This is a genomic window from Streptomyces sp. CAI-85, from assembly GCF_013363615.1.
GTDB lineage: Bacteria > Actinomycetota > Actinomycetes > Streptomycetales > Streptomycetaceae > Streptomyces > Streptomyces antibioticus_B.
This window is the reverse complement of sequence record NZ_JAANNX010000171.1, coordinates 1-1,730: the sequence shown is the minus strand read 5'-3', so window position 1 is coordinate 1,730 and position 1,730 is coordinate 1. Positions and strand designations below refer to the sequence as shown.

2 protein-coding genes are annotated in these 1,730 nt (G+C 69.6%); both read right to left on the bottom strand.

Annotated features, from left to right (window positions below; all coding sequences use genetic code 11):
• A partial coding sequence (locus G6W55_RS37510) for a CoA ester lyase (RefSeq protein ID WP_254876595.1) occupies nt 1–368 on the bottom strand: 368 nt, incomplete at its 3' end.
• Nucleotides 365–1,730, bottom strand: a 1,366-nt coding sequence (locus G6W55_RS37505) for a methylmalonyl-CoA mutase family protein (RefSeq protein WP_175525048.1), incomplete at its 5' end; no start/stop codon positions are given. The genes G6W55_RS37505 and G6W55_RS37510, both read right to left, overlap by 4 nt.

Sequence of the window (1,730 nt, the reverse complement as noted above, 5' to 3'; positions counted from 1 at the left end):
ATCGTCTTCTCGATCTGGGTCAGCAGCAGGTCCAGCGCCACGACCTGCTGGGCGTTCTGCACCTTCGGCAGCATGATGCAGTCGAGGTTCTGGCCGGCGCCCTCGACGACGGTCACGACGTCACGGTAGGTCCACTCGGTCGTCCAGTCGTTGACCCGCACGACCCTGGTCTTGCCCGTCCAGTCGCCCTCGTTGAGGAACTTGACGATGGTGTGCCGCGCCTCGGGCTTGGCGAGCGGAGCGCACGCGTCCTCCAGGTCCAGGAAGACCTGGTCCGCCGGGAGACCCTGCGCCTTCTCCAGGAAGCGGGGGTTGCTGCCCGGGACGGCGAGACACGAGCGCCTCGGACGAAGACGGTTGACGGTCATGCGGGGACCTCCAGGGGGTCGAGCTTGTTCGCTTTCCGGATCTCGTCCACGATGCGGCCGATGATGCCGGTGATGTCGAAGTCCTTCGGGGTGAAGACGGCGGCCACACCGGCGGCCCTGAGCTGCTCGGCGTCACCATTCGGGATGATGCCACCGGCGATCACCGGTATATCTGTGGCACCGGCCACACGGAGCCGTTCGAGCACGTCCGGGACCAGTTGGGCGTGCGAGCCGGACAGGATCGACAGACCCACCGCGTGCACGTCCTCGGCGAGGGCGGCGTCCACGATCTGCTCCGGGGTGAGCCGGATGCCCTGGTAGACCACCTCGAAGCCGGCGTCGCGGGCCCGGACGGCGATCTGCTCGGCGCCGTTGGAGTGGCCGTCCAGACCCGGCTTGCCGACCAGGAACCGCAGCTTGCCCGAGCCCAGTTCGCGGGCGGTGGCGTCCACCTTCGCGCGCACCTCGGCGAGGGCGGAGCCCTGTTCGGCGGGGACGGCCACCGGCGCGGACGACACCCCGGTCGGGGCGCGGAACTCGCCGAACACCTCGCGCAGGGCCCCGGCCCACTCGCCGGTGGTGACACCGGCGCGGGCGCACTCCAGGGTGGCCTCCATGAGGTTGTCGGTGCCCTTGGCGGCCTCCTTCAGCCGCTCCAGCGCCTTGCAGGGGCGCGGGTGGTTGAACGGCGGCTGGTAGCGGGTGTCGCGCCACTGCTGGAGCGAGGCGATCACCCGGGCCTCCACGGCCGGGTCGACCGTCTGGATCGCCGTGTCGAGGTCGGCGGTCAGCGGGTTGGGCTCGGTGGTCTCGAAGATGTTGACGCCGATGATCTTCTCCTGCCCGGACTCGATCCGGGCCCGGCGCTCGGCGTGCGAGGAGACGAGCTGCGACTTGAGGTAGCCGGACTCGACGGCGGCCATCGCGCCGCCCATCTCCTGGATCCGGTCGATCTCCGCGAGGGACTCCTCGACCAGCTTCCGGACCTTCGTCTCGATGACGTGCGAGCCCTCGAAGATGTCCTCGTACTCCAGCAGGTCGCTCTCGTGGGCCAGCACCTGCTGGATGCGCAGCGACCACTGCTGGTCCCAGGGCCGGGGCAGACCGAGGGCCTCGTTCCAGGCCGGGAGCTGCACGGCACGCGCGCGGGCGTCCTTGGAGAGGGTGACGGCCAGCATCTCCAGCACGATCCGCTGGACGTTGTTCTCCGGCTGCGCCTCGGTCAGACCGAGGGAGTTGACCTGGACGCCGTAGCGGAAGCGGCGCTGCTTGGCGTTCTCGATGCCGTAGCGCTCGCGGGTGACCTCGTCCCAGATGCGGCCGAAGGCGCGCATCTTGCACATCTCCTCGATGAAGCGGACG